The organism is Microvirga brassicacearum, assembly GCF_008757455.1.
Taxonomy (GTDB): domain Bacteria; phylum Pseudomonadota; class Alphaproteobacteria; order Rhizobiales; family Beijerinckiaceae; genus Microvirga; species Microvirga brassicacearum.
This window is the reverse complement of record NZ_VCMV01000003.1, coordinates 58,759-83,856: the sequence shown is the minus strand read 5'-3', so window position 1 is coordinate 83,856 and position 25,098 is coordinate 58,759. Positions and strand designations below refer to the sequence as shown.

Below are 25,098 nucleotides of genomic sequence, written 5' to 3'. Positions count from 1 at the left end.
TGTGTGTGGCGCCAGTTTGACGGCTGACGCGGAATTCTCAAGAGGATATGAGTGACTTAATCCTGCCACCTTGGTCGGGTGGGGCTTTCCCCATCAAAAAAAGCAGATGCCAGTTTTCATGTTCGATCGTCGTCAATTCTTCCAGTTCGCCGCCGCCACAGCAGGCCTTGCCGCTACGGGTTTTTCGAGCGCAGCGCTCGCCCAGCAGGGCCTCAAGATGGGCCCGGCCGCCCCTTTTTCCTATGAGGCGCTGAAAAAGCGGGCGCGCGATTTGGCCGCCATGGCCTATATCCCGCCGTCGCGCCCCTCACCCGAGGTGCTGGAGCAAATCGATTACGATGCTCACGGCAAGATCAAGTTCAAGACGGATCTGGCGCTCTGGGCCACCGGGCCGAGCGAATTTCCCGTTACGTTCTTTCATCTTGGGCGCTATTTCCAGAAGCCCGTGCGGATGCATGCCACTGACAAGGGCCAGACGCGGGAGATCATTTACGACAACGCCTATTTCGAGATGCCGGAGGACTCGCCCGCTCACAAACTGCCCGATAACTCGGGTTTTGCGGGGTTCCGCTTCCAAGAGGCGCGCAACGGCAAGCTCGACTGGCGCAAGAACGATTGGGTGGCGTTTCTCGGTGCGTCCTATTTCCGCGCCATCGGCGAACTCTATCAATATGGCCTGTCGGCGCGCGGGCTTGCGGTCGATGTCGCGGTGTTCGGCAAGAACGAGGAATTCCCGGACTTCACGCACGTTTATTTCGAGACGCCGGAGCCGGGCTCGGACACCGTCACCGTGTATGCGCTTCTTGATGGCCCGAGCGTCTCCGGCGCCTACCGCTTCGTGATGCAGCGCTCCAAGGCTGTGATCATGGACATCGAATGTGCGGTCTTCCTGCGCCAGGAGGTCAGCCGCCTCGGCGTCGCGCCGCTCACCTCGATGTACTGGTATTCCGAAAAATCCAAGAACACGGCGATCGATTGGCGGCCGGAAATCCACGATTCCGACGGCCTCGCCATGTGGACCGGAACGGGGGAGCGCATCTGGCGTCCCCTCAACAATCCGCCACGCATCATGACGTCGTCGTTCAGCGACGCAAACCCGAAGGGCTTCGGACTGCTTCAGCGCGACCGGAACTTCGACCACTATCTCGACGGCGTCTACTACGACCGCCGCCCCTCCCTCTGGATCGAACCACAGGGCGGATGGAACAACGGGTCGATCCAGCTCGTCGAAATTCCGACCGACGACGAGATCCACGACAACATCGTGGTCATGTGGGTCCCGGCCGAGCCGGCACTCGCGGGAAAATCCTTTGAGTTCAAATATCGGATGTATTGGGCCGCCGGCGAGCCGTATCCGACCCCGCTCGCGCGCGTGGTCGCGACCCGCTTCGGCAATGGCGGGCAGGCTGGCACGGCGCGCCCAAAAGGCGTCCGGAAATTCCTGGTGGAATTCATGGGCGAGCCCCTCACCCGCCTGCCAAAGGGCGTCATTCCGCAGCCCGTGCTCACGGCCTCGCGAGGAAGCTTCGCCAATATTCTCACCGAGGCCGTGCCGGATGATGTGCCGGGCCACTGGCGCACCCAGTTCGACCTCAACGCTCCCGGTTCGGATCCCGTGGAGCTGCGCTGCTATCTGCGGCAAGGCGATGAAGTTCTGAGCGAAACCTGGCTCTACCAGTACCATCCGGTCGCCTGACCGAGGCGCCGCGAGGGCCGTGAAAAATCGGGGCGTATAAAATACTGTACCCCCCTAGAAAGTGGGGCCGCGGCACGCTAATACTAACTTATGCCGCACAGCCATCACCCACATCATGACGCAGGCTCGAACACGCATCACGCGGTTGCGGGGCAGCCGACATTCTCGCTTCTGCGCCTTTCGGCCTGGGAGCGGTTGGCGGGCTCCGCGATGCTTCTGGGCGGCCTGTGGCTGCTCGTTTTCCTGGTTCTGGCGTGAGGGTCGAGATGAACGCTGCACCCTCCGCGATTCGGTTCGACGAGGTGACATTGGGATATGGCCGCCATCCGGCCGTCCATCACCTCAGTGGCGAATTCCCGGCCGGGAGCCTGACGGCTGTGGTCGGCCCCAATGGGGCCGGAAAATCGACCCTGCTCAAGGGGATCGTCGGGACCTTGCGCCCGCTCGAGGGACATATCCGCCTCCACCTCCCGGCACAGGCGTCGGTGGCCTACCTGCCGCAGGCCGCCGAGATCGACCGGACATTTCCGCTTTCCGTCTACGATCTCGTCTCCATGGGCCTCTGGTCCCGGTCCGGCGTGCTTGGCGGCATCGGCCGGGGGGACAGGACCCGCATTGAGGACGCGCTCGCCGCTGTCGGCCTGACCGGGTTCGAGCGGCGCCCGATCGGCACCCTCTCCGGTGGCCAGATGCAACGGACGCTGTTCGCGCGGCTGTTGCTGCAGGACGCAGCCCTCATCCTTCTCGACGAGCCCTTCACCGCCATCGACGCCAAGACCACCGCCGACCTGCTCGATCTGGTTCGCCGCTGGCATACGGAATCCCGCACGGTGGTGGCGGTTCTGCACGACATCGACGTGGTCAGGCGCGTTTTCCCAGAAACGCTCCTGATTGCCCGCGAGTCGGTGGCTTGGGGCACGACCGCGCAGGTGCTGAGCGCTGAGAACCTGCTGAAGGCCCGCCAGATGGTCGAGGCCTACGACCCTCATGCGAGCGCATGCCATCGGAGCGCCGCGTGATCGTCATTTCAACCTCGGGGCGCAGGCACTAGCATGTACGCATCCCTCATCGGCCCGTTTGCCGAATTCGAGTTCATGCAGCGCGCCCTCGTGGGCGTCATCGCCATCGCGCTCGGCGGCGGGCCCGTCGGCGTGTTCCTCATGCTGCGGCGCATGAGCCTGACTGGCGATGCCATGGCCCACGCCATCCTGCCCGGCGCCGCCATCGGCTATCTCTTCGCCGGCTTGTCCCTCCCCGCCATGACCATCGGCGGCCTTGCAGCGGGCGTCATCGTGGCGGTGGCCGCGGGCCTCGTCTCCCGGTTCACCGCCCTGAAGGAGGATGCGTCCCTGGCAGCGTTTTATCTCCTGTCGCTAGCGCTCGGCGTCACCATCGTGTCCTTGCGCGGATCCAATGTGGATCTGCTCCATGTCCTGTTCGGCACGGTGCTCGCCCTCGACGACAACACGCTGCTGCTGCTGGCCGCCATTTCCACCATCACCGTGATGGCGCTGGCGGTGCTCTATCGGCCGCTGGTGCTTGAATGCGTCGATCCGATCTTCCTGCGCTCCGTCAGCCGCGCCGGAACGCCGACGCATCTCGCGTTCCTTGGTCTCGTGGTTCTCAATCTGGTCGGGGGCTTTCATGCGCTCGGCACTTTGCTCGCCGTGGGCATGATGATGCTGCCCGCGGCTGCCGCGCGCTTCTGGGCGAGCGACATCACCGCGATGATGATCGGCTCGATCGTGATCGGGATGCTGTCGGGCCTCGGCGGCCTGCTTTTGTCCTTTCATCTCGAATTGCCTGCCGGTCCGGCCGTCATCCTGACCGCCGGCGGGGCCTACGTGTTTTCCCTCATGTTCGGTCGTGAGGGCGGTTTGCTGTGGCTGATGTGGCCCGGCAAGCATCTGGAAGCCTGATTTCCGAAGGAACCCCGTATGCTGACGAGAAGAAGTGCCGTTTTCCTGATAGCCGGTTGCGTTGCGTTGGCGGGCACGTCGTTTGCGGCGCTTGCGCAGTCGCCGGCGAAGCTCAAGGCCGTCGCGACGTTCTCGATCCTGGGCGACATGGTGGCGAATGTGGGCGGCGAACGCATCGAAGTCGCGACGCTTGTCGGGCCCAATGGGGACGCGCACGTCTACTCGCCGAGCCCGGCTGATGCCCGCCGCCTGGGCGAGGCGAAAGTCGTCTTTACCAACGGATTGAAGCTCGAAGGCTGGATCAACCGGCTGGTGAAGTCCTCCGGAACGAAGGCACCCGTGATCGAGGCCGCCAAGGCCGTGACCGCGCTGAAAGGCGAGGATGATCATGGCCGTGCGCATAACCACGACGACATGGATCCGCACGCCTGGCAGAACGTTGCCAACGCCAAGGGCTACGTCGCGGCGATCCGCGATGGGCTGATTGCGGCCGACCCGGAGGGTAAGTCTGCGTACGAGGCCAATGCCACCGCGTATCTTGCAAAGCTCGACCGATTGGATGCGGATATCAAGGCGCTCGTCGCCAGCATCCCGAAGGATCGCCGCCGAATCATCACGTCGCATGACGCGTTCCGGTATTTCGAGGCGGCTTACGGCGTGGAATTCGTGGCACCGCAGGGGGTCTCCACCGACGCCGAGGCCTCGGCCAAGGACGTGGCCAGAATCATCCAGCAGATCAGGCGCGAGAAGATCAAGGCGATCTTCGTCGAGAACGTCTCCGATCCGCGCCTCATGCAGCGCATCGTCAGCGAGACCGGGGCAGCCCTTGGCGACCGGGTCTATTCGGACGCGCTGTCCGAGCCGACCGGCCCTGCCGGCACTTACATTGACATGATGAGACACAATATAAGGGCGTTCAGCACGGCCCTGTCGAGCTGAACCGTCTTTCCATCGTCCCCGACATGGTTCGGGGACGATTTCTTGCAATCAGGCTCTGGAACCTCCGATGTCCGACAAGATCCCCATCACGGTCCTCACCGGCTATCTCGGCGCCGGCAAAACCACCCTCCTCAACCGAATCCTGACCGAGCCGCACGGCAAGAAGTACGCCGTGATCGTCAATGAATTCGGCGAGATCGGCATCGATAACGAACTCGTCGTCGGTGCCGACGAGGAAGTGTTCGAGATGAATAACGGCTGCATCTGCTGCACCGTGCGCGGCGATCTCATCCGCATTCTCGACGGCCTGATGAAACGCAAGGGCAAGTTCGACGCCATCATCGTCGAGACCACAGGCCTCGCCGATCCGGCGCCCGTCGCCCAGACGTTCTTCATGGATCAGGACGTCTCTGACACCGCGCGCCTCGATGCCGTCGTCACGGTGGCGGACGCGAAATGGCTCTCCGATCGGCTGAAGGACGCGCCCGAGGCGAAGAACCAGATCGCGTTTGCCGATGTGATCATCCTCAACAAGATCGATCTGGTGTCGGCCGAGGAACTGGACGAGGTCGAAGCCCGCATTCGCGCCATCAATCCTTACGCGAAACTCCACCGCACGCAGAATTGCGCGCTCCCGATCAGCGAAGTGCTCGATCGCAACGCGTTCGATCTCGACCGCATCATGGAGATCGAGCCGGACTTTCTCGAGCAGGGACATCACCATCATCACGACGAGGACATGCAATCCATCGCCATGCAGGTAGACGGTGAAGTGGATCCCGAGCGCTTCATGCCCTGGATCTCGAACCTGACTCAAGTTCAGGGCGCGAACATCCTGCGCTGCAAGGGCATCGTGGCCTTCCCGGACGAGCCGAAACGCTTCGTCTTCCAGGGCATCCATATGATCCTCGACGGCGACGTGCAGGGCGATTGGAAACCGGGCCAGAAGCGCAGTTCGAAGGTCGTGTTCATCGGCCGCGACCTGAACGAGAAGGCGATCCGCGAAGAATTTCTCGCCTGCGCGGTGTGAGCGGGGCACGCAGGGTCGGAGCTGCCTTGCGCTGCGAGCCTCATCTTGAGAGTCTGGCCGAAGAAAACTCGTGGCGACTTAGGTGTATCTTCGCCTCATCCTGAGGAGCCGCGTAGCGGCGTCTCGAAGGATCCTCCAGTGGTCTCTTGAGACGCTTCGTGCTTCGAGACAGGCCTGCGGCCTTCCTCAGCATGAGGTTGGGAAGTAGCCAGACCTCAGGATGACGCCCCCGATCATTTCCGGGTGAGGTTCACGGAACGCCATGCTATTGGCTTCCCCGACAATGGAAGTGCCTGAATGACCGCTGGACCTGCTCCGTCTCTTTCGCAAAACGTCGCCGCGCTCGATGCGGGAGCTCACGTGACGGCCATCGGCTGGCTGAAGGGCACGCTCGCCCTCGGTCTCGGGGACGGCGCGGTGTTGCTGGCAAAGGACGGGGAGAGGCACCGGATCGAGGGGCATCCGGGCGCGGGCGTCCTCACGGGCATCAGCGACGGCGAACGGTTCGTCACCGGCGGCGACGACGGCCGGGTCGCCGCGACGCTCGCCGATGGCTCGACCGTCACGCTTGCCGAAACCAAGGGTGCGTGGATCGATTCGATTGCGGTCAGCAAGGGCGGCGCCTTTGCCTATGGGGCCGGCAAGCGCGTGATCGCGCACGACGAGAAGGGCCGCGAGAAGGTTCTCGAACTCGCCTCGACCGCGCGAGGCATCGCGTTCGCGCCGAAGGGTTACCGGCTCGCGATCGCCCATTACAACGGCGCGACGCTCTGGTTTCCCAACACCGAGGCAAAGCCCGAACTTCTCGAATGGAAGGGTTCGCATCTCGATATTACCTGGGCGCCGGATGCGCGCTTCATCGTGACCTCGATGCAGGAGAACGCCCTTCACGGCTGGCGGCTCGTTCCCGACAAGGGCAACATGCGCATGAGCGGCTACCCGTCCAAAACCCGCTCCCTGTCATGGTCGAGCGACGGCAAGTGGCTCGCTACGTCGGGGGCAGAGGCCGCCATCCTGTGGCCCTTCGACTCGAAGGAAGGCCCGATGGGCAAGCAGCCGCGGGAGTGCGGGGTGCGGCCGGCCAAAGTCAGCCGCGTCGCTTTCCATCCCAACACCTTCGTGCTCGCCGTTGCCTATGAGGACGGCTGCATTCTGCTGATCCGGCTCACGGACGCCGCCGAATTGCTGGTGCGTCCCGCCCTCAAGGACAGCGGCGTCACGGCGCTGGCCTGGGATCAGGGCGGCAAACGCCTTGCATTCGGCTGCGAAGACGGCCAGGCCGGCATTCTCACACTTCCAACGTGAGGCCCACATGGCGCGTTTCGGAGCTTTCATCAGGAACGCGCTCGGTGCGCCCAAGGCCGACCCGGACGCGACCCGGCGCGTGAAGGCTTGGGCGCGGGCGGCTCTTCGGGCAAGCGACGATACCGCGTTCGCCGTCAACGAGATTGTCTGCACCGACCCTGCCTGCCCCGGGCTCGAAACGGTGATCCTCGTCATGGAGCCGGGCATCAAGACCCGCGCGTGCAAGGTCGCCAAAGGCCTCTCGGACGTGACCGAACAGGACATCGTCGCGGCGCTTGGAACCTGAGGAGAAACGATGTCCCGCATTGTCCGTATCGTTGCCGTCGGCTGCGGCCTCATCGGCGGAGTCGTCGCTTCGCAGGGGCCGGAGTTCTCGCAGCAATATCGCCAGCGCCTCGGTGGCGGCATCGATGAGTTGAAACAGGTCTTGGCCCGCTTCGACGCGGATGCCCGCGCCCATGGAGAGACGCCGCAGAGCGCCATCGCGCGGCTGCGCAGCAACGCCGACGATCTCGCAGGCCGGCAAGGGGCGGCGATGCAGGGCAATCTCGACCGCCTCGCCAGGCTTGAAACGCATCGGCAACAGATGGTCGATGCCGGCCCATTCGGCCGCGTCGCGCTGATGGTTCGCGACGGCGATGTGGACATCATGAACGCGGCCTACGGCGATTTCGAACCGGCGGTCCCGGTCACGCAGGAAGGCCTGCTCTCCACAGCCTTCGGCTTTGTGGTGGTCTGGGGTGGCATTCTGGTGCTCGCCGGATTTGTCCGCAGCCTTTTCCGGCGGCGTGCGCCCGCTTCTGCCAACCGGGCGTAATCAGGCGCCGGCGGGCTTCCCGGAAAGCGCCACGTAGAACCCCAAACCGTCCTGCGCCGGCAGGGTCTGGAGGCGCTCGATCCAGCCGCGCTTCTTCGCTTCGAGAAGGGCCTTGCCGATCGGCTGGAACAGCGTCTCACCCCCACCTTGCGGCGGCGGCGAAAGGCGGATCGCGACCGTCTTGGCGTCCCCGAACCGGCTGCGCTCCAGCATGTCCTGAATGGCTGCGGCGGCGCCCTCTCGGGAAGTCTCGCGCAGATCCAGCACCGCATCGGCATCTGCGACGCCCAAGGCGCCCCGAAGCTTGTCCGCGTAGAAATCTTCGAAATGCGGCATATATTTCCTTTCGTCGTCGTGGCCGGCACGCAGCCGGCCACGAGAGAAATTCTTATCGCACCAGCACGTTCCGGAACTGCCACGGGTCGGAGGTGTCGATATCCTCGGCGAAGAAGCCGGGCCGGCCTTCCAGCGGCGTCCAATCCGTGTAGACGCCAACGACCGGGCCGAGATAGGGCCGTTGCACCTCGAGGCACCGACGGAAGTCGATGTCGTCTGCCTCGACGATCCCGGCTTGCGGATTTTCCAGCGCCCACACCATTCCGGCGAGCACCGCCGACGTCACCTGGAGTCCGGTGGCGTTCTGATACGGCGCAAGCTTACGCGTCTCCTCGATGGAAAGTTGCGAGCCGTACCAATACGCGTTTTTGGCGTGGCCGTAGAGAAGCACGCCGAGTTCGTCGATGCCGTCGACGATCTCGTCCTCAGTAAGGATGTGGAACGTCTCCTGCGGCTTGCCCGCATTGCCGAACATCTCGTGCAGCGAGAGCACGGCCTCGTTGCAGGGATGATACGCGTAGTGGCATGTCGGCCTGAAGACGACCTTCTCGCCCTCGCGCATGGTGAAATAATCAGCGATCGAAATCGCCTCGTTGTGGGTTACCAGAAACGCACGCTGCGACCCGGCGATCGGGGTCCAGGAACGCACCCGGGTGTCGGCTCCGGGCTGGAGCAGATAAATCGCCGACTGGTTGCCGGTCGTGTGCGTGCGCCCGTTGTCGGGCATCCACTTTTCGTGCGTCCCCCAGCCCAGTTCGGCCGGCTGCATGCCCTCGGACACGAAGCCTTCGACCGACCACGTGTTGACGAACACGCCCATCGGCTTCTCGGATGTGGCGCGCTGCGTGTCGCGCTCGGCAACATGAATTCCCTTCACACCCACACGGCTCATCAGGGCGGCCCAATCCTCGCGGGATTTCGGCTCGTCATGCTTGATGCCGATATCCTTCGCCAGGTTGAGCAGGGCCTGCTTGACGAGCCACGACACCATGCCGGGATTGGCGCCGCAGCAATTGACCGCCGTCGGGCCGCCGGGATTGCGCCGGCGTGCGTCGAGAATGATTTCACGCAATGCATAATTGGTGCGCGCTTCCGGGCCGGCATTCTTGTCGAAATAGAATCCGAGCCAGGGCTCCGCCACCGTGTCGATGTACAGCGCGCCGAGTTCGCGTGACAATTCGAGGATGTCGCGCGAGGACGTATCGACCGACAGGTTCACGCAGAAGCCCTGCCCGCCGCCCTCGGTGAGCAGCGGCTTCAGGATCTCGCGATAATTGTCCGGCGTCAGGCCTTTGTGAATGAAACGAATGCCGCGCTCGTCGAGAAGACGGCGATCCTTGTCGTCAGGATCGATGACCACGAGCCGGCTCCGGTCGAACTCGAAGTGACGCTCGATCAACGGCAGCATGCCTTTGCCGATCGAACCAAATCCGATCATGACGATCGGGCCGGTGATGCGGCCATGGATGGGCGGGTTGGTCATCGTCAAGTCTCCTTCGTATGGCTTCGGGGTCTTAAAACGCATACGGGCCGCACCATCGGTTCCGGTGCGGCCCGCGTCAATTGTCGAAAAATTATCAGGCCGCGCGTGAAAATGCGCCAAGCTTGCCCTGCGAGGCCGCCGCAACAAGGGCTGCCAGATCAGGCTTCGGTTCGATTTCGCCGGTCGCCGACACAAGGCCCCGTGCGCCGTCGAGCGCACCAGCCTTGAGTGCCAGGCCGAGAAAACGCTCGCGCTCGAACGGACCCGGCATCCACAATCCGCGGGTGCTTTCCGCCGAGAAACCGAAGCGCTCGTAATATGGAGCATCCCCCACCAGCACGACCGCCTGATGACCAAGCGCCTCGCTGCGGGCGAGCGCCTCGCGCATCAGCTTCGCGCCGAGGCCGAGGCCCTGACATGACGGATCAATGGCGATCGGGCCCAGCATCAGCGCGGGGCGGTTTGCACCGGCGGAGACATGCCACAGGCGCACGGTTCCGAGAACCGCACCGTCGCGCTCGATCAGGAGCGACAAATCTCGCGCCGGAACGCGACCCTCGCGCAGGCGTTCGCAGGTCTTCTGGAACCTGCCTGCACCGAAGCATGAATCGAGCAATGCCTCGCGCGCCTCGACATCGCGCATCGTTTCGTGGCGGATCTTGATCATGGCCGTGGCCTCCCGGGTTGGGGTGAGCGACAGCCCTCGCACCTGCTCGATTCGAGCAGGCCGTCCGGGACAAACTTGGTGAAGTTGGTGCCTGCCTCATGTCCTGAGGCAGGCGGGACGTGATCTAGATCACGTAGGACTTCAAGGGCGGGAAGCCGTTGAACGCGACCGCCGAGTAGGTGGTCGTGTAGGCGCCCGTGCCTTCGATCAGCACCTTGTCGCCGATCTCCAGCGAGACGGGGAGCGGATAAGGCTCCTTCTCGTAGAGAACGTCCGCCGAATCGCAGGTCGGGCCGGCAAGCACGCACGGCACCTTGCGGTCGTGATCGTGCTCGGTCCGGATCGGGTAGCGGATCGACTCGTCCATCGTCTCGGCGAGACCGCCGAATTTGCCGATGTCGAGATAGACCCAACGCACCTCGTCCTCGTCCTGGCTCTTCTTCGAGACGAGAACGACCTCGGCCTCGATGATGCCCGCATTGCCGACCATGCCGCGACCCGGCTCGATGATCGTCTCGGGAAGCCGGTTGCCGAAATGCTTCGAGAGCGCCCGGAAGATCGACTCGCCGTAGAGCTTCACGGCCGGAACCGACTTCAGGTACTTGGTCGGGAACCCGCCGCCGAGATTGACCATCGACAGGTGGATGCCGCGCGTGGCGCATTCGCGGAAGATCGCGGAGGCCGAGGCAAGCGCCTGGTCCCAGGCTTCCGTGTTGCGCTGCTGCGAACCCACGTGGAACGAGACGCCATAGGCCTCAAGTCCCTGACGGAAGGCGTGCTCGAGCACATCGACTGCCATTTCGGGCACGCAGCCGAACTTGCGCGACAAAGGCCATTCCGCGCCGGCGCCGTCGCACAGGATGCGGCAGAACACCTTCACGTCGGAAGCAGCCACGCCGACGACAGCCGCAGCGCGCGAGACCTTCTCGACCTCGGCTTCGCAATCGACCGCGAAGAGGCGCACGCCCAGCGCAAGGCCGCGGACGATGTCGCGTTCCTTCTTGATCGTGTTGCCGAACGAGATCCGCTCAGGCGTCGCGCCAGCGGCCAGTGCCAGCTCGATCTCCACCACCGAAGCGGTGTCGAAGCACGAGCCGAGATCGGCCAGCAGCTTGAGGACCGCCGGATCCGGGTTCGCCTTCACGGCGTAGAACACGCGCGTGTCGGGGAGAGCACGGGAAAATTTGGAGTAGTTGTCGCGCACGACATCGAGGTCGACGACGACGCAAGGTCCGTCCTCGCGTCGGTTGCGCAAAAATTCGCGAATACGCTGTGTCACCGGCGTTCTCCCCACAAAGGCTCAATGGAGGCTCGCAGCCTCCGGATTGAAGTTCAGACGGCGCGGGGCTTGAAGAGCCCTGGACGTCCGGCGTCAGCGGGAAAAGATGGCATTGCGCGATCGTGCGATGGAGACACGAGGGTGCAATGGGCTCTTCACCCGACGATGCTGCCTTGGTTTGGAGAGGGAAATTCCCTGTCCGCACGCGCGGCAATGATAAACAAGCCTCTTCGGTGTTGACCTTTGGAGGGCCAACGAGACCAAAAAAGCCCGTTCGTCGTTGCTTTAAGTCACGTCCCCCGTTGAGAACGAGGTACGCCGGTTTCGCCTCCGGCTGCCGGTTAGGGGTATCGAGAACTAGGACGCTCTCGGGCGGCTGTCCGGCCTCTTGTCCGGATGCCCACCAACCGGCACGCGACCACGGGCACGTGCGAAATTGGGCAGAACGGGAGATAGGCGCCTCGCCCTCAGATCACAAGCCTTTTTTGACCCTCCGGGAGAATTTTTTGCGGATTGTCCCCGCCTGTCGCCGCAAGGCCGCCTATTCAGCCTTTATTAAGCGGGACCGGTAGACGGAGAAGCAGGCTGATCCCATTTCCTGAGATCGCCCGATTCCTTGTTTCAGCCGTGAAAAGAGCAACTCCGCCTCCATGATGACCCTGTCCCGCCGAATCATCCTGCAAGGCCTGCTGGCCAGCGTCGCCACCACCGCTTGGGCGCAGCCGTCGCAGAACGGAGTTCCTGCGCCAAATCCCTTTCGATTCGAGGAGGTGGTTCGCCGCGCACGGGAATTGGCAGGCGCCCCCTATGAGGTAGCACCCGGTCAGCTCCCCGAGCCGCTCAACACACTGAGCTTCGACGATTACCGGGACATCCGGTTCCGCCCCGAACGAGCCCTTCTCGGGTCCGGCGGAGGCCAGTACCGGATGCAGTTGTTCCACCTCGGCTTTCTCTATCAGCGCCCCGTAACGGTGAACATCCTGCGCGACGGGGTGCCGACCCCGGTGCCGTATCAGCGCGAATTGTTCAATTACGGTCGCAACAAGATCGAGAGGCCCCTGCCGGTCAATCTCGGTTTCGCGGGCTTCCGCCTGCACTACCCGATCAATTCGCCCAAGGTCTTCGACGAGATCATCGCTTTTCTCGGCGCGAGCTATTTCCGGTTCCTTGGCTCCGATCAGAAATACGGCCTCTCGGCGCGGGGCCTCGCGATCAACGTGGAAGGCGGCGATGCCGAGGAATTTCCCAATTTCCGGGAATTCTGGATCCAGATGCCCACCGCAGGAGCGGACCGGGTCACCATCTACGCCTTGCTGGACAGTCCTTCGGTGGCGGGCGCCTACCGGTTCGTCCTCTATCCCTCCAGGGAGACCACCCTGGAGGTGACCGCCACGTTGTTTCCGCGCCAGACCATCGCCAGTCTGGGCCTCGCCCCGCTCACATCCATGTTCTACCAGGGCGAGAACGATCAGAAGCGGACCGACGACTTCAGGCCCGAATTGCACGATTCGGACGGCCTGCTCATGCATTCGGGCGCGGGCGAGTGGATCTGGCGGCCCTTGCGCAACCCGACGAAGAAGACGATCTCGTCCTTCAGCGACAACAATCCGCGCGGCTTCGGGCTGATGCAGCGGGACCGGGTTTTCGAGAACTACCAGGATTTGGAGGCCCATTATCACCAGCGGCCCGGCTATTGGGTCGAGCCAATCGGCGATTGGGGCGAGGGGCGGATCGAGCTTGCGGAAATCCCCACCAAGGACGAGACCCACGACAACATCGTGGCCTATTGGGAGCCCAACCGCGCCTTCGAGGCGGGTCAGGAGATCAACGTCTCGTACCGGCTGCGCTCCGTCGCGGCGATCAGCGGCATGCACCCGGGCGGCAAGGTCATCAACACGTATCAGGCGCCTCCCCGGGCCAGTGGCTCGAACGCGCCGAGCGACCCCACCCATCGCCGCTTCATCATCGATTTCGCAGGCGGCGATCTTGGCTATTACCAGGCCGACCCCGATCAGGTTCAGCTTGTCCCCAGTCTCTCGAACGGCAAGATCACCCACAGCTTCATCATGCCGAACGAGCACACGGACGGCTTTCGCGTCGCTATGGACGTCAAGCTCGAACCCGGGCAATCGACGGACTTGCGGGCGTTTTTGCGCGCGGGCAATCGCACGCTGACCGAGACATGGACATATCCCTGGTCCGTGGAATGATGCCATGAGGTCTCACGCTGGAGCTTGCCAAGCTGGGCCGGAACCCTCAGAAGCGGGTTTGATCCGGAGCGTGGCGCATCGGTGACGGAGGACCTGCCGATGAAGCGATACGCACGTCTGATCTGGCTGCTGGCCGGCATTGGCACCGGCATCGGAGGCATGGCTTCAGCCGCGCCTCTGACGGAGGTCACGTTCGGCACCAATTGGATCGCGCAGGCCGAACACGGCGGCTACTACCAGGCCGTCGCCGACGGGACGTTCGAGAAATACGGGCTCAAGGTCACCATCGTCCCAGGGGGGCCGCGAGCCGCCAACCGCATGCTGATGACGGTCGGAAAGCTCGACTTCTATATGGGCGGCAGCATGATTCAGGCGTTCTCGGCGGTTGAAAAGGACATTCCGACGATCGTCGTGGCAGCCCATTTCCAGAAAGAACCGCAGATCCTGATGAGCCATCCGGGCCAGGGACTGGATCGTTTCGAGGATCTCAAGAAATCCAACGACATTCTGCTGTCGAAAGATGGCGTGGCGACCTTCTTCCAGTGGATGAAGGCTGAGTACGGGTTTCGCGACGAGCAGGTGAAACCGTTCGGGTTCAACCCGGCGCCGTTCATCGCCAACAAGAAGTCCGTTCAGCAGGGATACGTGACCGCGGAGCCTCTGACGATCGAGAAAGCCGCGGGCTTCAAGCCGAATGTGTTCCTTCTCGCGGATTACGGATTCAGCACTTATTCCACCACGGTCGAGACGCGTCGCGACGTCGTCGAGAAGACGCCCGATCTTGTGCAGCGCTTCGTCGATGCATCGACCGTCGGCTGGCACAATTATCTCTATGGCGACAATGCCGCGGCCAACGTGTTGATCAAACGCGATAATCCTGAGATGACCGACGAGTTGCTCGCTTATTCGGTGGTCAAGATGAAGCAATACGGCATCGTCGATTCCGGCGACGCCGCAACGCTTGGCATCGGCGCCATGACGGATGCTCGCATGAAGGACTTCTTCGACAAGATGGTGAAGTCGGGGTTGTTCAAGACGGATCTCGATTATCGCAAGGCCTATACGCTCCGGTTCGTGAACAAGGGCGTTGGGCTCAACCTCAAAAAATAGCGGATGGCGGCGTCTCATGCGGGGTTGCAGATCGTGACACCCTTCACGCCCTCTCCCATCCTCGTGGCGCTCGACAGCGTCGGCAAGACTTTCGCCAATGGCGTGACGGCGCTTGCGAACGTGTCGATCGGAATAGCCAGCGGTGAATTCCTGTCCCTGCTCGGGCCTTCCGGATGCGGCAAGTCGACAGCCCTGCGCATCATCGCGGGATTGATCGAGCCCACGGCGGGCCGGGTCACATGGGCGGATTCAACGGATGCCGATCACCGCAGCCAGATCGGCTTCGTGTTTCAGGAGCCGACGCTCATGCCCTGGGCCACCGTCGCCGAAAATGTGTGGCTGCCGTTGCGGCTTCGCGGGCTGACTAAACGCGACGCCCGGGATCGCATTGCCGAAAGCCTCGCCCTCGTCGGCATGTCCGACTTCGCGCGCGCCTATCCGCATGAGCTCTCCGGCGGGATGAAAATGCGCGTCTCGATCGCGCGTGCGCTGACCCTGCGACCCAGACTGCTTCTCATGGACGAACCCTTCGCGGCGCTCGACGAACTGACGCGCTTCCGCCTCAACGACGACCTGCAGAAACTTCGGCGGCAGCTCGGTTGCACGGTGGTGTTCGTCACCCATTCGGTGTTCGAAAGCGTCTATTTGTCCGACCGGATCGCCGTCATGTCCGCACGCCCCGGCTGCATCGTCGCGGAAGTCAGGATCGAGGAGACCGGCGACCGGGACGTCAATTTTCGCACCAGCGCGCTCTATGCTCAATTGTGCCGCGACGTCTCCCGCCTTCTGGCGGGCAGCGACGCAATGGAACCGTTGTGATGATGAGCGCGCAGCCGAGCAAGCTCGCGTCGTCGCGCTCGCGTGGCCAGACGGTGCTTCGGATTGCCATGCCGCTCGGCATCCTGTTGCTCGCTATCGCGGGCTGGGAAGCCTATGTGCAGATAGCAGCCGTGCCGCCCTACATTCTCCCGGCACCGGTCCTGGTCGCCCGAACCATGATGGCGGATTGGCCGCTCCTTTGGGCCTCCTTGCTCGTCACATTGGAGACCACGATCCTCGGCCTCTGCCTCGCGGTCATCGGAGGGGTTGCGCTCGCGATCCTTTTCAGCCTGTCGCGCGTGGTCGAGTACTCGCTCTATCCGCTTGCGGTCGTCCTGCAGGTTACGCCGGTGATCGCCATTGCGCCTCTGTTGCTGATCTACCTGCCGCAGGATGTGGCAGTGCTCGCCTGCGCCTGGATCGTCGCGTTTTTTCCTGTCTTGTCGAACACGATGCTGGGGTTGCAATCCGTCGACCGGAACTTGCTCGGACTCTTCGAGCTCTATGGAACCACTCCCGCGCCCGGCGCTTTCGCCCAGCTGCGCTCCCGCGCGCGGGCACTCTGGATTCTGCGCCGTCCGGCGGCGCTGCCCGCTTTCATGGCAGGTCTCAGGATCGCTACCGGCCTTTCGTTGATCGGCGCGGTCGTGGCTGAAATGGCGGCGGGTTCTGCCGGCGCCGGGTCGGGACTCGCCTATCGCATGATCGAGAGCCAATATCGCCTCAACATCCCGCGTCTGTTTGCGGCGCTGGTCCTGCTGGCCATCGTCGGCGTTATATTGTTCCTGGTCATGGCCGCTATCTCGCATCTGGCATTGAGGCGCTGGCACGAAAGCGAATCCGGCCGCGAGAGGTAACTGCCGACCAGTTTATGTCGCTCTGTCATCGAACCGTCATGAGTCCGTGCTGATGGTGTCTGCACGAAGAATAGCAAAGGTGGGGACGCGATGGACAACGAGATCAGGCACCCGGGCACCAAGAGCGTCGGTTGGGCGCTGGTTCAGGCGGCCCGCCTCCATCGCAGCCGCACCGGCGACAAGCTGTCTGATCTCGGTCTGTTCGCCGGCCAGGAGCAGGTGCTGCAAGCACTGGCGACTTCCGGCCCCATGACGATGGGCGACCTTGCGACGATGCTCCGCGTTCGCCCTCCCACCGCCTCGAAGACAATCTCCCGCCTCTCCACGCTCAAACTGGTCGAGCGGCACACCGAACCCGGCGATGCCCGGATCGTGCGCGTGAAGCTGACCAAAGAAGGGAAGCGCAAGGCGGAGGCCATCAATGCGCTTTGGGACGAGGTCGAGGCCGAATTGCTCGCCGACTTCGACAACAAGGACCGCAAGCGGCTCCGGAAATTGCTGCGGAAGGCCGCCAAGAACCTGGCCGGCCTGACCGGCGCCGATCAATCGGGCTTTGCCGATGACGATCTCGAAGAAGCAAGCGCGCTCGAAGAGCCTCTGGCGGCAAGCGCCTGATCCTCGCGTGAGGCGACCCCTGCCTCTCACGCACGAGGGCTGTGCGCGATCGGCGGTCGTCTTCCGCCCGGTGGCCTTGTAACGTCGGTGCATGGCTCTCTCCGAACCCACCATTGCGATCGCATCCAACCCTCAGCGCGAGCGCGCCATCGGCATCGGATTGATGTTCCTGGCGGTCGCCTGCTTCTCCTGCCTTGACGCCACAGCCAAATATGTAAGCCAATCCGTCGACCCGCTCGTCGCCGTCTGGGCGCGCTATGTGGTCAGCGTGTCTCTCACGTTTCTGATCATCAACCCGTGGACGCAGTCCGGCGTCATGCGCACCCAACGTCCGGGGCTGCAACTCGTCCGTTCCGCCCTCATGCTCTTCACCACGATCTGTTCGTTCACCGCGCTGAAATACCTTCAGCTCGTCGAGAACATGTCGATTCAATTCGCCACGCCTCTGATCGTGGCGCTGCTCGCCGGCCCGATGCTCGGTGAGTGGGTGGGGCCGCGACGGCTGATTGCCATCGGGATCGGTCTCGTGGGCGTTCTGATCATCACCCGCCCGGGTCTCGGCATCATGCACCCGGCAGCCCTGCTGACGCTGGCGGGCACCATCGGCTACTCGTTCTTCGGCATCATCACGCGCCTCCTGGCCGGGCACGATTCATCCGCAACCACCACCTTCTATTCGGGCCTCGTGGGCCTTGTCGGGATGACGGCGATCCTGCCCTGGATCTGGACCGAGACTCCGTCGCTGACGACTGTGGCTCTGCTCCTCCTGATGGGGACGTTCGCGGCGCTGGGCCACTGGCTCCTGGTAATCGCGCATGCGCGCGTTCCCGCCGCCACTCTGTCGCCATTCATGTATTCGCAGATTATCTGGATGCTCGCCCTCGGCTATGTCCTGTTCGGCGACTGGCCGGACACCTTGACCTTCATCGGCGCCGCGGTGGTGATCGCATCCGGTCTTTATCTGCTCTATCGTGGACAAGTCGCACGGCAGGAACCGAAGCGCGTCGCGTGAACAGGCGGTGCGTAGGATAACGAACAGGTACGAATTTCCATGACTGACATCCTCATGACGAAGCCGATGCTGCCGAGCATCGCGGACGCGCTCGACGCCCATTTCACGCTGCATCGCCTGTGGGAGGCTAAAGATCCGGACGCCTACCTTCGTGAAATCGGCCCGCGCATCCGCGGCCTTGCGACCGGTGCGAGCCATGGTGGAACCGGAGCGGCGCTGCTCGATCGCCTGCCGAATATGGAGATCATCGCCACATACGGCGTGGGCTACGACAATGTCGACGTCACCGATGCGGCACGCCGCGGCATCGTCGTAACCAACACGCCCGGCGTGCTGAACGACGAGGTCGCGGACCTCACCCTCGGGCTTCTCATTGCGACGTTGCGCCAAATCCCGCAGGCGGATCGGTATCTCCGGGAAGGCCGTTGGCCTGCGGCCCCTTTCCCGCTTTCCCCGACTTTGCGCGGAAGGCGTATCGGCATCGTCGGTCTCGGACGCATCGGCAAGGCGATCGCCAAACGTCTCGAAGGCTTCGGCGTGGATATCGCCTATCATGGGCGAAGCCGGCAGCATGACGTCGCCTACCCCTATTACCCGACGCTTATCGGCTTGGCGGAGGCATCCGACGTCCTGATCGCCATCACTCCCGGCGGCGCCGGAACGAAGCACCTGATCGATGCGGCCGTCATGAAAGCATTGGGACCCGATGGCGTATTGATCAATGTGGCCCGCGGCAGCGTGGTCGACGAGCAGGCGCTGATCGAGGCTCTGCGGAACGGGACGATTCTCGCCGCCGGCCTCGACGTCTTCGAGGACGAACCCCGGGTTCCACAGGAGCTTATCGAACTCGACAACGCGGTGCTCCTGCCACACATCGCCTCCGCGTCGGTTCACACGCGCAAGGCGATGGGGCAGCTTCTGGTCGACAACCTCATCGCATGGTTCGACGGCAAAGGCCCGCTCTCACCCGTCGCGGAAACACCGTGGCGCCCCGCCGGGGAAACCTGAAGGAGCGGGAGTTTGGGCCTGCGAGGTCGAACTCAATGTCGCGCCGACTGACTGGTACGGCGCCAGGGACTTCTCTGTAAGCTGGGCGGTTGCGCTATTCCTGCGCAATTTCGACAAGTCTTGCGGTATTCCGATTTCGGCAACAGGGCGCTCGATGTCAAATGACGTATGACATTCATGCCGCAAACCCTCTCCCAGAGCGACATCCGCCGGCGCGGCAGCCGGGAGCCCGGCTTTGCGCCACTGGGTGCTGGTGGACCGGCTCAACGTCCAACCCTTTCTATTGTCTCGCAAATCCTGTCACGCATCTTCCCGGGACGGAGCGCTGACCGCGCTGTCTCCGGTGTCCAGCCAATGATTGCCGCCTCGCCTGATCTCTTTCCGTTCTATCTGGAGCGCGGTATCGCGTTTTTTGAACTCGGTCATTATCACAAGGCGCTAGCCGATTTTCGGACAGCCTTGCGTTTGAACTGGCGTGACGAGGAAGCCACGATCTGGATCGGCCGCGCGGAAGCCGCCCGCGAGCGCCTCACAAAAAAATCCCGATTCCATTTCTTTGCACATTCGTCCTGATCGGATTCCATATTCCGATCAGGCGGCGAGAGCCGCCGATCTCAAGATCCACGCCATGTCGCAACGGGGCCTGTCCGTTCACGTCCTCTAGCGCCTGATCCGGCGAAGTGGATATCGGTTCGCCGAAAGATCATGCGCCAAAACAAAGAGATAGAGCCGGATCAGATTCGAAGAAACTGAATCCGACTCTAATGGTTGTCGCGGGGCATGGAGCCTTGCGCGACTTTCTGGTATTTGACCGCCGGCTTCAAAACCATGCCTTCGGAAAGCTGATCGACCATGCTGCGCTGGATCTCCTGCCAGGGAGTCTGGCTTGCCGGATAGGGATATCCGCCCTTCGCCTTGAGCTCCTCGCGCCTGCGCTGCAATTCCTCTTCGGGCAGCAGGATATCGGCTCGCCGCTTATTGAGATCGACGCGGATGCGGTCGCCTGTCTGCAACAGGGCGAGACCTCCACCGAGAGCGGCCTCCGGCGATGCGTTGAGAATAGAGGGCGTTGCCGAGGTGCCGGATTGCCGTCCGTCGCCGATGCAGGGAAGCGAGAGCACGCCCTTGCGGATCAGGGCGGCTGGGGGCTGCATGTTGACGACCTCCGCCGCGCCCGGATAGCCGATGGGTCCTGCTCCGCGCATGATCAGGACCGTCTGGTCGTCGATCTCAAGGGACGGGTCGTCGATGCGGTGGTGGTAATCCTCGGGCCCATCGAACACCACGACGCGACCCTCGAAAGCATTGGGATCTTTCGGGTTGTTGAGATAGCGCTCCTGAAATTCCGGGCTGATCACACTTGTCTTCATGATCGCGGAATCGAACAGCGTGCCCTTCAGATTCAGGAAGCCGGCTTTCTCCTTCAACGGGTTGTCGTAGGATCGAATCACATCGTGATCCCACGTGAACTTGCCGCGGCAATCCTCGCCGATCGTGCGGCCCGTGCAGGTCAACGCATCTTCGTGGATCTTGCCGGCGCCAATCAGTTCGGCAAGCACGGCCGGCAGACCACCCGCCCTGAAATATTCCTCGCCGAGATAGGCACCGGCTGGCTGCATATTCACAAGCAGCGGGATCTCGAAACCGATCCGCTCCCAATCGTCGCAATCCAGTTCGACGCCGACATGCTTGGCGATGGCATTGATGTGGACCGGTGCGTTGGTCGATCCGCCGATGGCCGCATTCACCACGATGGCGTTCTCGAAGGCCTCCCGCGTGAGAAGGTCGGAGGGCTTCAGGTCCTCCCACACCATATCGACGATGCGCTTGCCTGTCTCATAGGCCATCTGTCCACGTTCGCGGTAAGGCGCTGGAATGGCCGCGGAACCCGTCAAAGCCATCCCGAGCGCCTCCGCCAGCGCGTTCATGGTCGATGCGGTGCCCATGGTATTGCAATGCCCGACGGACGGGGCGGAGGATCCGACGATATCGATGAATTGCTGATAGTCGATATCGCCCGCCGCGTGCCGCTCGCGCGCTTTCCAGACGACTGTGCCCGAGCCCGTGCGTTCCCCGTGATGCCATCCGTTCAGCATCGGCCCGACATTGAGGGAGATCGCCGGAATGTTCACGGTCGCGGCGGCCATCAGACACGCCGGCATGGTCTTGTCGCAACCGGTCAGAAGGACCACGCCATCGAGCGGATAACCGTAGAGGACCTCCACCAGAGACAGATAGGCGAGGTTCCGGTCGAGCGCTGCCGTCGGCCGCTTTCCGGTTTCCTGGATCGGATGGCACGGGAACTCGAACGCCACACCACCCGCAGCCGTAATTCCCTCCCGAACGCGCTTGGCCAGTTCGAGATGGTGACGATTGCAAGGGGCAAGGTCGGAGCCGGTTTGAGCGATGCCGATGATCGGCTTCTTGCCCTGCAGTTCCTTGCTGGTGAGGCCGTAATTCAGATAGCGCTCAAGGTAGAGGGCCGTCATGCCCGGATTGTCCGGGTTGTCGAACCAGAGTCGGGAACGAAGCTGATCTGGCGTACGTTTGAGGAGCCTGTCAGCCATTCGTCGTTCCTTTCAATTCGCCGCTCGTGGAGTCCTGTCGATTTCACTCGCTCAGGCCGCGTAAATCAACCGTGTTGCTGGAAGATAGAGGCGTGCCGATCGCAAAGGCAATAAAGTTGCTTTTGTAATTCAGTTCGATTATGATGAACGCTTAGATAAAAACTTTGATGAACGGCCTCGCAGAATGCTCCGCTTTTCTCTTCTCCTATCTGTCAGCTGCGGCATCCTGCAGCCCGCGCTTGCCGCCGATTGCCCCGACGCACGGGCAGCCAGGGCCGGTTTCGTGCTGGAACGGAAAGGCACCAAGGCGGAGGTCCGACCGGCTTCTGACCATTTCGTGCACGTGACAAATGTCTATCCGGGCGGGAAAAAGCAGGATGTGATCTATTTTCGCGGCCTCTTTCCCGTCAGCCGGTTCGACGACAGCGCACGAAGCATCAATATCCCGCTGTCGGACCTTCGCACGATCTTCCCGCTCGCCGTCAAAACGCGTCGGGCGCTGACCTACGCTCCCTCTCAACCCGGAAAGGGTGGGCGCTTCCGTTTCCCTCGAGCTCACCGTCACGGGGCAGGAGCACATCCGGATCGGATCGTGTTCGTATGAGGTTCTGGTCATTCGCAATCGCTTCATGAATGCGGAAGGGCGCGTCACCGATCAGGACACCGACCTCTACTCCCCCGAGCTTGGGTTCCTGCTCGGAAAGCGATACGATGAGCGCGACGGGGGACAGACCACCATCCTCTACGAGAGGATCAAATCGATGGGCGGCGACGAGGCCCGTTAATTCGTGCGCGACGAAGCGCCTCGCTCTGCTGGTCAATCGGCGGAGCGCGTCGTCAATGCTTTCGAAGTGCCGCCACCGCGGCATCGATCTCCCTCAGCAGAGGCTCGTCGAGGTCGAGCGCCTCCGCCAGCCGCCGTAGGAATTCACGTTCCTGGAGCGTGTCCGGATCGATGGTAATGCGCGCCGCCGCATAGACCTGCGAGGCTGTCTCGCGATCGTTTACCGGTTCCGCAAGGGTGTCGACATCGGCCGGGGATGCCATCTCGTCCTCAAGCCACTGACTCGACTGAGGATCGATTCCCGCCTCGGCCATTCCCTTGACGATCCGTGCGCGCTCCAGTTCGTCAATCTTGCCGTCCGCCGAGGCGGCCGCGATCATTGTGCGCAGGAGAAGAAGCGCATCATCCTCGGTCTGCGACACCGGATGGAAACGCGTGCCGGCGGCGGCCTCGAAATCGTCGGCGTCCAACCCTTGGGATGGCGCACCACCGGCTGTCACCGGCGCCGTGCGGCTCTGGATCGCCTTGTAAGCAAGCGCACCAATCACCGCGAGACCGCCGAGCTTCACAAGCCCGCTCGACAAACCGCCCTTGCGGTTCTTGAACATGAGGCCCGCGAGACCCACAAGAGCCGCCTGCGTCAAGCCCGGGTGCTGCGCGACGAGGTTCTTGGCCTTCTGGAGAAGCTGGTCGGGAGACTGTCCCTTGACGCGATCAACCGCCTGATCGACCTGTTTGCCAAAGCCGGCTGCCGCATCGCCGATGGATCCGGAAGGATCGGTCCGGCCGATCGAGCCCAGCACCGCATCCAGAAGTTTCTTATAATTGACCATCCTGCCCTCCCGTTCAGACCCGTGCGCGGCTTCCTGAACACAACGAGAGGAACGGCGAATGGTTCAGCTTTGAGGGCGCAGGGTCGCTGCTTCGGAGGCGAGCTTTCCGATCCGCACAAAGTCCGCCGCGCGTAACGCATCCATCGGCGTGATCCAGGTTCCGCCGACGCAAACAACATTCGCGAGCGTCAGATAGGATGGGGCGCTCGCCAGATCGATCCCGCCCGTCGGACAGAATGAAATTGTCTGCAGCGGCCCATGGACGGATTTCAGCCAAGCTGCGCCGCCGGATATCGCGGCCGGAAAGAACTTGAGGATCTCGAACCCCATCGCCGCAAGCGTCAGGGCTTCCGACACTGTCGAGCACCCGGGCATCACCGGAATCGACGCAGCCGCAAGATCTTCGGCCAGTTGCACCGGCGTGCCCGGCGTCACAATGAACTTCGCCCCCGCGTCGATGACTTCAGTGATCTGGCTCTTGTGCAACACCGTCCCGGCGGCCACCACCGCATCGGGCACAGCTTTGGCGATGGCAGCGATCGCGTCAAGTGCCGCCGGGGTCCGAAGCGTGATTTCGATTACAGGCAGCCCGGCCGCCACAAGGGTGTGGGCGAGGTCGATGCTCAGACGGGCATCCTCGATCGTGACGACAGGAATGACAGGCGCAAGCCGCGCATAAGCGCGAAGTGAGGCGGTATGAGCGTTCATGGCCGGATCCTACCGATTTTATCTCGGGAGACTAGAGCCTTTCTGGCACTTGCTCATGCCACTTGCGCACGCGGGGACGAGACGTTCTACCCGATCACCCGAATGGGCGCTCCTCGCAGGTACGCGGCAGCGTTCTCCAGCGATTGCTCGAAAAAGACGCGATAATTCTCGCTTGTGACGAAACCTATATGCGGCGTCGCGAGGACGTTCGGCAGCCAGCGGTACGGGTGGTTCTGCGGCAGCGGCTCAATATCGAACACATCGACCCCGGCGCCGGCAATGCGGCCGTGAAGCAATGCGTCGATCAACGCATTCTGATCGACGAGGTTCGGCCGCGACGTGTTGATGAAATAGGCGGAGCTTCGCATGGCGGCGATCTCGGTCGCGCCGACGATCCCCTGGGTTGCATCCGTGTCCGGCATGTGGAGCGTCACCACATCGGACCCTGCGAAGAGATCCGCCTTCGACACGCATGCGACCTGGTGTCCGGCGGTCCGCTCTGGTGTGAGATTGGGGCTCCACGCCGCGACCTTCATGCCAAGCGCGTGCCCGACCCGAGAGACCGGCACTCCCATCGAACCAAGACCGACGATTCCCAGCCTCTTGCCCTGAAGACCGGTTCCCAGACCGACCTGCCATCCGCCGGCGCGCAAGGAGCCAGCCTCCTGTGGAATGCGCCGGAAAAGCGAAAGGATCATCCCCCAGACAAGCTCCACCGTCGTATGCGGGTGCACCTCGGTCCCGCACACGGTGATGCCGAGTTCCTTCGCTGCCGCCATGTCGATCGATCTGGCATTGCGCATGCCGGTGGCGAGAAGGAGCTTCAGCCGCGGCAATCGTTCAAGAACAGAGCGGGGAAATTCGGTGCGTTCGCGAATTCGCATGACGACGTCGAAATCGCTCAGGCGCGCGACAAGTCCGTCCTCATCATGAACGTGATCCGTGAACGGAACCACCGTCACGTCACCGAGTGGCGACCAATCGACAATCTGTGTCGTGGCGGCCTGATAGTCGTCGAGCACGGCGAGACGCATTTCCATTCCTCCAGGTGCTGTGGCGGCGGGGTTACATCCTCGCACGCGATCTTTTCGTCGATCCGCACCG

At 62.8% G+C, this 25,098-nt stretch carries 26 protein-coding genes; 18 read left to right on the top strand and 8 right to left on the bottom strand.

Translation table 11 applies throughout. The annotated features are described in order from the left end of the window. Positions 1–118: 118 nt before the first annotated feature. The 9 genes from FEZ63_RS01980 (at position 119) to FEZ63_RS01945 (ending at position 7,706) form a co-directional block, all read left to right on the top strand. On the top strand, positions 119–1,696 hold the full coding sequence (locus FEZ63_RS01980; protein ID WP_150941965.1) for an OpgD/OpgG family glucan biosynthesis protein: 1,578 nt from the start codon (positions 119–121) through the stop codon (positions 1,694–1,696). 90 nt (positions 1,697–1,786) lie between these two features. Beyond that, positions 1,787–1,954, top strand: a complete 168-nt coding sequence (locus tag FEZ63_RS24770) for a hypothetical protein (protein WP_153245847.1) — start codon at positions 1,787–1,789, stop codon at positions 1,952–1,954. An 8-nt stretch (positions 1,955–1,962) separates the two neighbouring features. After that, positions 1,963–2,715: a zinc ABC transporter ATP-binding protein AztA gene (gene aztA / locus FEZ63_RS01975; protein WP_150941964.1), complete on the top strand. Its 753-nt coding sequence runs from the start codon at positions 1,963–1,965 to the stop codon at positions 2,713–2,715. A gap of 33 nt (positions 2,716–2,748) precedes the next feature. Then, positions 2,749–3,615, top strand: coding sequence for a metal ABC transporter permease (locus FEZ63_RS01970; RefSeq protein WP_150941963.1), 867 nt, complete (start codon positions 2,749–2,751; stop codon positions 3,613–3,615). An 18-nt stretch (positions 3,616–3,633) separates the two neighbouring features. Further along, positions 3,634–4,554 (top strand): metal ABC transporter substrate-binding protein, encoded by a 921-nt coding sequence (locus FEZ63_RS01965; RefSeq protein ID WP_150941962.1) that lies wholly within the window; start codon positions 3,634–3,636, stop codon positions 4,552–4,554. Between the two features lie 67 nt (positions 4,555–4,621). Continuing rightward, positions 4,622–5,584: a CobW family GTP-binding protein gene (locus tag FEZ63_RS01960; protein ID WP_150941961.1), complete on the top strand. Its 963-nt coding sequence runs from the start codon at positions 4,622–4,624 to the stop codon at positions 5,582–5,584. A 297-nt stretch (positions 5,585–5,881) separates the two neighbouring features. Then, complete coding sequence (locus tag FEZ63_RS01955; RefSeq protein WP_150941960.1) at positions 5,882–6,889, top strand: WD40 repeat domain-containing protein; 1,008 nt, start codon at positions 5,882–5,884, stop codon at positions 6,887–6,889. A gap of 7 nt (positions 6,890–6,896) precedes the next feature. After that, positions 6,897–7,175, top strand: coding sequence for a hypothetical protein (locus FEZ63_RS01950; protein WP_150941959.1), 279 nt, complete (start codon positions 6,897–6,899; stop codon positions 7,173–7,175). 9 nt (positions 7,176–7,184) lie between these two features. Then, on the top strand, positions 7,185–7,706 hold the full coding sequence (locus FEZ63_RS01945; RefSeq protein WP_150941958.1) for a DUF2937 family protein: 522 nt from the start codon (positions 7,185–7,187) through the stop codon (positions 7,704–7,706). Here FEZ63_RS01945 and FEZ63_RS01940 read toward each other — a convergent pair whose 3' ends face one another. The 4 genes from FEZ63_RS01940 to FEZ63_RS01925 form a co-directional block, all read right to left on the bottom strand. Continuing rightward, positions 7,707–8,042 carry a hypothetical protein gene (locus FEZ63_RS01940; protein ID WP_150941957.1) on the bottom strand — a complete coding sequence of 112 codons (336 nt, stop codon included), beginning with the start codon at positions 8,040–8,042 and terminating at the stop codon, positions 7,707–7,709. It abuts the gene before it with no gap. Positions 8,043–8,094: 52 nt separating this feature from the next. After that, complete coding sequence (locus tag FEZ63_RS01935; protein WP_150941956.1) at positions 8,095–9,525, bottom strand: homospermidine synthase; 1,431 nt, start codon at positions 9,523–9,525, stop codon at positions 8,095–8,097. 94 nt (positions 9,526–9,619) lie between these two features. Next, positions 9,620–10,192, bottom strand: a complete 573-nt coding sequence (locus FEZ63_RS01930; RefSeq protein ID WP_150941955.1) for a GNAT family N-acetyltransferase — start codon at positions 10,190–10,192, stop codon at positions 9,620–9,622. 124 nt (positions 10,193–10,316) lie between these two features. After that, on the bottom strand, positions 10,317–11,471 hold the full coding sequence (locus FEZ63_RS01925; protein WP_150941954.1) for a type III PLP-dependent enzyme: 1,155 nt from the start codon (positions 11,469–11,471) through the stop codon (positions 10,317–10,319). A 650-nt stretch (positions 11,472–12,121) separates the two neighbouring features. Between FEZ63_RS01925 and FEZ63_RS01920 the strand changes: the two genes are divergently transcribed. The 8 genes from FEZ63_RS01920 (at position 12,122) to FEZ63_RS01885 (ending at position 19,675) form a co-directional block, all read left to right on the top strand. Beyond that, entirely contained in the window at positions 12,122–13,681 is a 1,560-nt protein-coding gene (locus tag FEZ63_RS01920) for an OpgD/OpgG family glucan biosynthesis protein (protein WP_150941953.1), read from the top strand. Between the two features lie 159 nt (positions 13,682–13,840). Further along, positions 13,841–14,791, top strand: a complete 951-nt coding sequence (locus FEZ63_RS01915; RefSeq protein ID WP_150942323.1) for an ABC transporter substrate-binding protein — start codon at positions 13,841–13,843, stop codon at positions 14,789–14,791. 3 nt (positions 14,792–14,794) lie between these two features. Next, the gene (locus tag FEZ63_RS01910; protein WP_150941952.1) at positions 14,795–15,610 is read left to right on the top strand and encodes an ABC transporter ATP-binding protein; all 816 of its coding nucleotides are present in this window, start codon (positions 14,795–14,797) and stop codon (positions 15,608–15,610) included. A 2-nt stretch (positions 15,611–15,612) separates the two neighbouring features. Continuing rightward, complete coding sequence (locus FEZ63_RS01905) at positions 15,613–16,467, top strand: ABC transporter permease (protein WP_150942322.1); 855 nt, start codon at positions 15,613–15,615, stop codon at positions 16,465–16,467. 90 nt (positions 16,468–16,557) lie between these two features. Then, positions 16,558–17,082, top strand: coding sequence for a MarR family winged helix-turn-helix transcriptional regulator (locus FEZ63_RS01900; RefSeq protein ID WP_150941951.1), 525 nt, complete (start codon positions 16,558–16,560; stop codon positions 17,080–17,082). A gap of 91 nt (positions 17,083–17,173) precedes the next feature. Continuing rightward, positions 17,174–18,094 (top strand): DMT family transporter, encoded by a 921-nt coding sequence (locus FEZ63_RS01895; RefSeq protein ID WP_150941950.1) that lies wholly within the window; start codon positions 17,174–17,176, stop codon positions 18,092–18,094. A 33-nt stretch (positions 18,095–18,127) separates the two neighbouring features. Then, positions 18,128–19,102, top strand: a complete 975-nt coding sequence (locus tag FEZ63_RS01890; protein WP_244622617.1) for a 2-hydroxyacid dehydrogenase — start codon at positions 18,128–18,130, stop codon at positions 19,100–19,102. A 177-nt stretch (positions 19,103–19,279) separates the two neighbouring features. Further along, the gene (locus FEZ63_RS01885) at positions 19,280–19,675 is read left to right on the top strand and encodes a tetratricopeptide repeat protein (RefSeq protein WP_150941949.1); all 396 of its coding nucleotides are present in this window, start codon (positions 19,280–19,282) and stop codon (positions 19,673–19,675) included. Positions 19,676–19,863: 188 nt separating this feature from the next. On the opposite strand, the gene FEZ63_RS01880 is transcribed toward FEZ63_RS01885, so the two are convergent. After that, positions 19,864–21,669 carry an IlvD/Edd family dehydratase gene (locus FEZ63_RS01880; RefSeq protein ID WP_150941948.1) on the bottom strand — a complete coding sequence of 602 codons (1,806 nt, stop codon included), beginning with the start codon at positions 21,667–21,669 and terminating at the stop codon, positions 19,864–19,866. A 530-nt stretch (positions 21,670–22,199) separates the two neighbouring features. Between FEZ63_RS01880 and FEZ63_RS25080 the strand changes: the two genes are divergently transcribed. Further along, complete coding sequence (locus tag FEZ63_RS25080; RefSeq protein ID WP_150941947.1) at positions 22,200–22,454, top strand: hypothetical protein; 255 nt, start codon at positions 22,200–22,202, stop codon at positions 22,452–22,454. A gap of 52 nt (positions 22,455–22,506) precedes the next feature. Here the strand turns inward: FEZ63_RS25080 and FEZ63_RS01870 are convergent, their stop codons facing one another. From FEZ63_RS01870 to FEZ63_RS01860, 3 genes are all read right to left on the bottom strand, one after another. Next, positions 22,507–23,286 (bottom strand): tellurite resistance TerB family protein, encoded by a 780-nt coding sequence (locus FEZ63_RS01870; RefSeq protein ID WP_150941946.1) that lies wholly within the window; start codon positions 23,284–23,286, stop codon positions 22,507–22,509. Between the two features lie 63 nt (positions 23,287–23,349). After that, the gene (gene eda / locus FEZ63_RS01865; RefSeq protein WP_150941945.1) at positions 23,350–23,994 is read right to left on the bottom strand and encodes a bifunctional 4-hydroxy-2-oxoglutarate aldolase/2-dehydro-3-deoxy-phosphogluconate aldolase; all 645 of its coding nucleotides are present in this window, start codon (positions 23,992–23,994) and stop codon (positions 23,350–23,352) included. Positions 23,995–24,080: 86 nt separating this feature from the next. Further along, positions 24,081–25,028: a D-2-hydroxyacid dehydrogenase family protein gene (locus tag FEZ63_RS01860; RefSeq protein WP_150941944.1), complete on the bottom strand. Its 948-nt coding sequence runs from the start codon at positions 25,026–25,028 to the stop codon at positions 24,081–24,083. Between the last annotated feature and the right edge of the window lie 70 nt (positions 25,029–25,098).

Coding starts and splice junctions, on each gene's coding strand:
- FEZ63_RS01980 (WP_150941965.1), top strand. CDS start 119: ATGTTCGATCGTCGTCAATTCTTCCAGTTCGCCGCCGCCACAGCAGGC.
- FEZ63_RS24770 (WP_153245847.1), top strand. CDS start 1,787: ATGCCGCACAGCCATCACCCACATCATGACGCAGGCTCGAACACGCAT.
- aztA (WP_150941964.1), top strand. CDS start 1,963: ATGAACGCTGCACCCTCCGCGATTCGGTTCGACGAGGTGACATTGGGA.
- FEZ63_RS01970 (WP_150941963.1), top strand. CDS start 2,749: ATGTACGCATCCCTCATCGGCCCGTTTGCCGAATTCGAGTTCATGCAG.
- FEZ63_RS01965 (WP_150941962.1), top strand. CDS start 3,634: ATGCTGACGAGAAGAAGTGCCGTTTTCCTGATAGCCGGTTGCGTTGCG.
- FEZ63_RS01960 (WP_150941961.1), top strand. CDS start 4,622: ATGTCCGACAAGATCCCCATCACGGTCCTCACCGGCTATCTCGGCGCC.
- FEZ63_RS01955 (WP_150941960.1), top strand. CDS start 5,882: ATGACCGCTGGACCTGCTCCGTCTCTTTCGCAAAACGTCGCCGCGCTC.
- FEZ63_RS01950 (WP_150941959.1), top strand. CDS start 6,897: ATGGCGCGTTTCGGAGCTTTCATCAGGAACGCGCTCGGTGCGCCCAAG.
- FEZ63_RS01945 (WP_150941958.1), top strand. CDS start 7,185: ATGTCCCGCATTGTCCGTATCGTTGCCGTCGGCTGCGGCCTCATCGGC.
- FEZ63_RS01940 (WP_150941957.1), bottom strand. CDS start 8,042: ATGCCGCATTTCGAAGATTTCTACGCGGACAAGCTTCGGGGCGCCTTG.
- FEZ63_RS01935 (WP_150941956.1), bottom strand. CDS start 9,525: ATGACCAACCCGCCCATCCATGGCCGCATCACCGGCCCGATCGTCATG.
- FEZ63_RS01930 (WP_150941955.1), bottom strand. CDS start 10,192: ATGATCAAGATCCGCCACGAAACGATGCGCGATGTCGAGGCGCGCGAG.
- FEZ63_RS01920 (WP_150941953.1), top strand. CDS start 12,122: ATGATGACCCTGTCCCGCCGAATCATCCTGCAAGGCCTGCTGGCCAGC.
- FEZ63_RS01915 (WP_150942323.1), top strand. CDS start 13,841: ATGGCTTCAGCCGCGCCTCTGACGGAGGTCACGTTCGGCACCAATTGG.
- FEZ63_RS01910 (WP_150941952.1), top strand. CDS start 14,795: ATGGCGGCGTCTCATGCGGGGTTGCAGATCGTGACACCCTTCACGCCC.
- FEZ63_RS01905 (WP_150942322.1), top strand. CDS start 15,613: ATGAGCGCGCAGCCGAGCAAGCTCGCGTCGTCGCGCTCGCGTGGCCAG.
- FEZ63_RS01900 (WP_150941951.1), top strand. CDS start 16,558: ATGGACAACGAGATCAGGCACCCGGGCACCAAGAGCGTCGGTTGGGCG.
- FEZ63_RS01895 (WP_150941950.1), top strand. CDS start 17,174: ATGGCTCTCTCCGAACCCACCATTGCGATCGCATCCAACCCTCAGCGC.
- FEZ63_RS01885 (WP_150941949.1), top strand. CDS start 19,280: ATGCCGCAAACCCTCTCCCAGAGCGACATCCGCCGGCGCGGCAGCCGG.
- FEZ63_RS01880 (WP_150941948.1), bottom strand. CDS start 21,669: ATGGCTGACAGGCTCCTCAAACGTACGCCAGATCAGCTTCGTTCCCGA.
- FEZ63_RS01870 (WP_150941946.1), bottom strand. CDS start 23,286: ATGGTCAATTATAAGAAACTTCTGGATGCGGTGCTGGGCTCGATCGGC.
- eda (WP_150941945.1), bottom strand. CDS start 23,994: ATGAACGCTCATACCGCCTCACTTCGCGCTTATGCGCGGCTTGCGCCT.
- FEZ63_RS01860 (WP_150941944.1), bottom strand. CDS start 25,028: ATGCGTCTCGCCGTGCTCGACGACTATCAGGCCGCCACGACACAGATT.